This window comes from Pseudomonas sp. KK4 (assembly GCF_001984065.1).
Lineage (GTDB): Bacteria > Pseudomonadota > Gammaproteobacteria > Pseudomonadales > Pseudomonadaceae > Aquipseudomonas.
This window is the reverse complement of sequence record NZ_LYVP01000064.1, coordinates 24,047-30,149: the sequence shown is the minus strand read 5'-3', so window position 1 is coordinate 30,149 and position 6,103 is coordinate 24,047. Positions and strand designations below refer to the sequence as shown.

Genomic DNA, 6,103 nt, shown 5'->3' with positions numbered 1-6,103 from the left:
ACCGCCTTCGCGAGCAAGCCCGCTCCCACAGGGTTATGTGTTGTGTCATGCAAAAAGCTACGGCTGGAGCAACTGACTGAAGGCCTCCAATTCACCCTTCTCCACATCGGACACCAGCACGAAGCGCATGTGACTGGCCTGCCACGACACCACGTTAAACCCGCGAATCGTCTGGCTCTGCCGCGCCTGGTCAGCCTCCGGCGTGGGCAGGATGAACACGTTGATGATGTGCTTGTTCCGCCCGTAACTCAGGGCGGCGGTTGTCTGGTGTTGCAGATAATCCAGTCGCCCGCCCAACAGCGGGAAACCCTGCGCCGCGTAATCGAACACCGGCGGCGAAAAGTCGAGTTTGCCGGAGAACCAGGGTTTCACGGTGTGGCGATCGGACGACACCACATCGTTCAAATGCTCGCCCATCAACGAGCGCACATGGCTGGAGACCGCCTCGTCCATCAAGGGCGCCTGAGCCCCCGGCGTTGCCACATACAGCACCATCGCCAAGGCCAGCGCGGCGGCGGAAAATGCCGGTGCGAACCAGGCTCGCCAGCGCTCGGCAAAACCCGGCTTCGGCGGCTGCGCGGGGAAGACAAGGGCCGCCAGCGACGCCGGCGCGGGGTAGTACGCCGCGCTCTGCTTCACGCTGGCCTTCAGTCGCTTTGCCTGGTCATGCAAGCGTGCGCAGTCGGCGCACTCGGCCAAATGCCCGGCCACCTTCGCCGCTGTGGCCGGGTCGAGTTCCTGGTCCAGGTAGCCATGCATCTGCGTCTGGCAAAGGGTGCAGTCGAGTTCATTCATGATCGTGCAACTTCAGTAGTTCGAGCTTGAGCATGGCGCGGGCCCTGGCCAGCCTCGACATGACGGTACCGATGGGGATGTCGACCACCAGGGCGATGTCCTTGTAAGGCATGTCTTCGAGCTCCTTGAGCACGATCACCTCGCGAAACCCCGGCGGCAGGGCGCACAGGGCCTGTTGGATCAGCGCCGCGTTTTCGGTGTGGATGGCCAGCAGTTCCGGGGTCTGGTCGTGGCTGGGCATGGGCGGGTCTTCGGAAAACTCATCGCCCAGCGCGACCCAATGCCGCCCGGCCGACGCCTTGAGCCAGGTATAGCTTTCGTTGCGCACGATGGTCAGGAACCAGGCCTTGGCGTTGCCGCCCGCGAAGCGTTGGGCAAACCGGAAGGCGCGCAGGGCGCTTTCCTGCACGACATCGTGCGCGGCGCTGTCGTTGCCCGTGAGCCAGCGCGCGAGGTTGTAGGCGGCGTCCAGATGGGGCGCAAACAGTTCCTCAAATCGCTTCATAGTGGTTTCCGCACGTTCCCACCTTCATAACTGCGCCCATTCGGGTTTTATTCCCGAAAAAAAATGTTTTTTCCACCGGGAATAAAGACCTGCCCTACAAGGTTTTACCTCGTGTCAGCTGCATCACTGTAGTTCGCCTGCGAGGAAATACCGATGGACATGCATTCAAAACAACCACAACAACGACGCGTCGACGGCCCGCTGAACCCGGACCGCCGCACGCTGCTCAAATGTTCGGCGTGGGCGGGGGCCGGGGTGATCTGGGCCCTGTCCGGCGGCATCCCGCGGGCCTTCGCCCTGGACAGCGCGGGCAATGTCTCCGACCCCAAGGCATTGGCCAGCACCTTCCACTTCGTGCAGATCAGCGACTCGCACATCGGTTTCAACAAAGAAGCCAACCCGGAGCCGGTCAAGACCTTGCAGGGCGCCATCGACAAGGTGATCGCCCTGCCGAAACGGCCGTCGTTGATCCTGCATACCGGCGATATCACCCACCTGTCCAAGGCCGAAGAGTTCGACACCGCCGCGCAACTGCTCAAGGGGCTGCCGGCCACCGTGCACTACGTGCCGGGCGAGCACGACACCCTGGACGAGGGCGGCGGCAAGCTCTATCTGGAGCGTTACGGCAAGGGCACCAAGGGCAATGGCTGGTACAGCTTCGATGACCACGGCGTGCATTTCATTGCCCTGGTCAATGTCTTCAACTTCCAGGCCGGGCGCGAGGCAACCCTGGGCGCCGATCAACTGGCGTGGCTGGCCGATGACCTGCGTGGGGTGTCGAGCAGTACGCCGATCGTGGTGTTTACCCACATTCCGTTGTGGACGATTTATCAGCCTTGGGGCTGGGGCACCGAGGATGGCGACCAGGCGATCGCCATGTTGCGCAAGTACGGTTCGGTGACGGTGTTGAACGGGCATATCCACCAGGTCATCCAGAAGGTCGAAGGCAACATCACCTTCCACACCGCCCGTGGCACCGCTTATCCACAACCCGCACCGGGTGCGGCACCGACACCGGGGCCGATGACGGTGGCGGCGGATCAACTGCGCAACTATTTGGGGATCACCGATGTGCGGGCCACCCAGGGTGACCATCCGCTGGCGCTGATCGATTCGACGTTGGTTTAGGGGAGGGGCACTGATGAAAACGCGACTGATGGCTGTGATCTGTTTGATGCTGTCGATGCCGGTGTGGGCCCAGGAAGTAAAAGTCGACATCAAGGCATTCATGTACGGGCCCAAGGATATGACGGTGCCCGTGGGCACCAAGGTGACCTGGGTGAACGACGACGAGATCCCCCACACGGTGGCCGAGACCCACAAAGTGTTTCGCTCCGGGGCGCTGGATACCGGGGACAGTTATTCCTGGGTGTTCAACACGCCGGGGGAGTACGAGTATTTCTGCGCGCTGCATCCGCAGATGATTGGCAAGATTGTGGTGAGTCAGTGAGCTGACTGCGCAGGGAATACCGATAGAACACGAGTCTCCATGTGGGAGCGGGCTTGCTCGCGAAGGCGGAGTGTCAGAAGCATTGATGCCGACTGACACGCCGCTTTCGCGAGCAAGCCCGCTCCCACAGGGTTTTGTGTTGTGCCGTATTACTTAGGGGAATTGAGGTTCAAGGTCGGGGTTTCATCGAAGAAATTCCATGGCTTGAGCAGCACATGCACCCACTCGGTCGGCATGATCGGCCATTCCTCGGCCCGGGCGATGTGGGTGGTGCCGGTGGTGAGCCAGACCACGTCGTCGGTGTTTTCGATGGAATGGTTGTCCTGGGTGAACTGCCCCAGGCCCGAGTCCTTGTCCGAGCGGTTCGGGTATTTGCCTTCCGGGTATTTCTCTTCCGGGTTGTACTGCGTCACCCACAGCTGTTTGTCCATGAAGCTCAGGCGGTGGTAGAGCCACTCGTCCTGGCCGAAGTTGGCGCCCTTGGCCACCGGGTGCGTGCCGCCGGCATAGGGAATCAACTGGTAGGACACCGGGTTGCCGACCTTGTTTTCCTTGCTGAAGTTGGTCAGCAGGCGCACGGTCGACGGGTCGAATTTCTGCGCGGCCTGCTGTTCGGTGCTGACCACGCGGGTTTCGGTCTGCATGGTGCTGGTGCGCGGGCCACCGCGATCGTTGGGCAGCACCACCGGGTTCACTTCCACCAGCGAGTTGCTTTCGCCGTCCACGTCCAGGTCCAAGCGGAAGTTGTAGATGTGCTGGTGGGTGGTGCCGACGATGTTGTGGTCGAGCAGGGTGCCGTAGCGGGTGTCTTCCTTGGCGGTGTCATCGTGCATGGTGTTCGATTTCACGCCCTTGACCGCTTCGATGCCGGTGGCGCCGGCGTCGATGCCGATCGTACCGTTCTGCTGGAAGACCCAGTCGAAGATGTAGTCGTAGTTGCCCACGGTGCTGATCCAGCGCACCACCAGTTCACGACGCTCGACGCTGAGGTTGGGCTGGCCCATTTCCTGGTGTTTGTATTCGGGGCCGGCGTAGCGCTCGAACACCGCGATGGCACGGGGAATCGCGGTCGGGGCGCCGGTGTAGTCGGCGATGGTCGCATCCAGCAGCACGGCGTTTTGCGGTGCGTCCTTGCCACGGGCGATCGGCGAGGTCAGGGTGCCCATGCCGTAGTCGCCGGAATCCAGGTACGCCTTGAAGTACCAGCCAACGTCCGGGTCGCCGTACGGCACGATCATGCCGCCCAGGGAGCCTTCGTACATGATCTTGCGCTTCTTGCCCTGGTCGTCATAGGTGACGGTGGACAGGATCGGCCCGACCCGCGAGTCGAGGCGCACGTGGAAATCCCAGTTCTGCCAGTGAATGCTGTTGCCGCTGATGGTGTAGTTCTTGCCCTCGGGCTCGGTGATTTCCAGCGGCTTGACCGACACCCCCTTGCGCCCGCGACCGTCATACGGCGTGGGTTTCATCGGCACCGGGATCAGCGCTTCGTCTTCGATCTTGATCAGCTTTTTCTGCTCCAGATCGACAATCGCCACCAGGCCTTCGATCGGGTGCGCCCAGTAGTCGCCGTCACCCACATCGAGGTAGCTGACGATCTTGAGCAGGCGCTTGTCCTGGGCCAGGCCGTCCTTGCCGTCGAAGTAGCCGACGGTCAACGGTGTCGCCACCACTTTCTTCACATCGTTGATGCCGCGCTTGGCCAGGGCTTGCGCGTATTCGGGACTGGTTTCGACGGCGTTCTGCACGGTGGCGAAGTCATCCAGCAGCACCATGCCGTGGGCGCCCTCAATCGGTTTCCACGACTTCAGTTCCTTGCTGTTCAAGTCCACCAGCGCTTCGATCACATGCTTGCCGTCCAGCACCACGATCGAGGCCTGGCGCGGCTGGGTGACGTTTTGCCCGGTGTAGACGAAGTTCCACACCTGATCCTTGGGCGGCTCCTTGACCGACACTTCGGTGAAGCGGAAGCCGGGTTTGTAGTTGTCGGATTTCTTGACGATGTCCACCGCCGTGGTGATTTCCTCCGCACTCAACGGGTTGAGCGGGTTGGGGCGGGTTTCCACAACGAAAGTGCTGTCCAGCCCGGACTGGAACACCTGGTTGATGAAGTCCTTGGACATGAACGCGGTCTTGCCCTTGAACACCACAGGCACCGTCAGCTCCATGCGCTTGCCGTTGAGCATGGCCACTTTGCTGTTGGGCTTGACCTTGAGGTAGACCCCGTCCTTGGCGATGGTGAAGACGTTGGCATAGTCATCCCACTTCACCGTCGCACCGAATTCTTCCAGGCCCGCCTGCAACGGCACCATCTCGGCGTGACCGCCGTGGGCCTGGGCGTTGCCGGCCCAGAACGGCAGGCCGAAGGTGCCCAGGGTGATGGCCAGTGCGAGCCGGGCCAGCGGCTGTTTGTGTCGTGATGCAAGGGAGGTGAACATTCTGGGTACCTTCGAAAAACCGGTGGGTGCATACCAGTACTTTGCTACAGCCAGTGCAGGACTGCATTGGAATGGCTGCCAGAATCCTTCGGATCTGTGCCTGAATCAACCTTTGCGCCGAGCGGATGATTGGCCGGTCCATCACTCTTTTTAACTGCCAGCGCCTGCAGGAGCGAGCTCGCTCGCGATGGGCGTCAACGATAACGCGGGAAACCTGATGCCCCGTGGTGGTCTCGGGTTCATCGCGAGCGTGCTCGCTCCTACAGGGGAAGCGTGATGTTTGGCATGCGGGCAGCGCCGGACGGGTAGTTATTGCTTCTGGATAATACGAAGCATTACTATTCACGCCCCGTTTGAACAGCATGCCGCAATGACCCTCAAGTTGCCCCGCAGACACGGCTTTTTCGAGCATTACGAAGAGTTGGTTGGCACCTGGACCCGCCGCCTGAGAAACCGTCAGCAGGCCGAGGATCTGGCCCACGATACCTTTGTGCGCGTGCTCGAATCCGATTCGGCGGCGGTGCAGCAACCGCGGGCGTATCTGCACCAGACCGCGCGCAATATCGCGGTCGATGGTTACCGGCGTGAGGATCGGCGGGGCGCCATGGAGTCAGAGGCGATCGATCTCAGTGTGTCGTCAGCCGGCGACCCGGAGCATTACATGCATGCGATCCAATTGGCTGATTCCATCGAGCGGGCGCTCACTGAGCTGCCGGTCAACTGCCGCAAGGTGTTTGTCTGGCAGAAAATCGAGGGCCTGACCCAGGCGGAAATCGCCGAACGCCTGGGGCTGTCCAGGAACATGGTGGAAAAGTACATGATCCGCACCCTGCGGCATCTGCGCGACCGGCTGGAAGGACTGCAACCATGATTCGCAGTTTTTTCCGCAGGCGCTTGCTGACCCTTTTATCCCGA

At 61.4% G+C, this 6,103-nt stretch carries 6 protein-coding genes; 3 read left to right on the top strand and 3 right to left on the bottom strand.

From position 1 onward, the window contains the following. Positions 1-57 precede the first annotated feature (57 nt). Entirely contained in the window at positions 58-795 is a 738-nt protein-coding gene (locus B0W55_RS19720) for an anti-sigma factor (RefSeq protein ID WP_077047591.1), read from the bottom strand. Continuing rightward, entirely contained in the window at positions 788-1,300 is a 513-nt protein-coding gene (locus B0W55_RS19715; RefSeq protein ID WP_077047590.1) for a sigma-70 family RNA polymerase sigma factor, read from the bottom strand. The genes B0W55_RS19720 and B0W55_RS19715 overlap by 8 nt, the downstream gene beginning before the upstream one ends. A gap of 153 nt (positions 1,301-1,453) precedes the next feature. On the opposite strand from B0W55_RS19715, the gene B0W55_RS19710 reads away from it, so the two are divergent. Both B0W55_RS19710 and B0W55_RS19705 read left to right on the top strand, forming a co-directional pair. Then, on the top strand, positions 1,454-2,428 hold the full coding sequence (locus B0W55_RS19710) for a metallophosphoesterase (protein WP_077047589.1): 975 nt from the start codon (positions 1,454-1,456) through the stop codon (positions 2,426-2,428). Positions 2,429-2,441: 13 nt separating this feature from the next. Beyond that, complete coding sequence (locus tag B0W55_RS19705; protein ID WP_077047588.1) at positions 2,442-2,750, top strand: cupredoxin family copper-binding protein; 309 nt, start codon at positions 2,442-2,444, stop codon at positions 2,748-2,750. Between the two features lie 149 nt (positions 2,751-2,899). Here the strand turns inward: B0W55_RS19705 and tynA are convergent, their stop codons facing one another. Then, positions 2,900-5,188: a primary-amine oxidase gene (gene tynA, locus B0W55_RS19700; protein WP_077047587.1), complete on the bottom strand. Its 2,289-nt coding sequence runs from the start codon at positions 5,186-5,188 to the stop codon at positions 2,900-2,902. A 370-nt stretch (positions 5,189-5,558) separates the two neighbouring features. Here tynA and B0W55_RS19695 point away from each other — a divergent pair, with 370 nt between their 5' ends. Next, entirely contained in the window at positions 5,559-6,059 is a 501-nt protein-coding gene (locus tag B0W55_RS19695; RefSeq protein ID WP_077047586.1) for a sigma-70 family RNA polymerase sigma factor, read from the top strand. Positions 6,060-6,103: the final 44 nt, after the last annotated feature.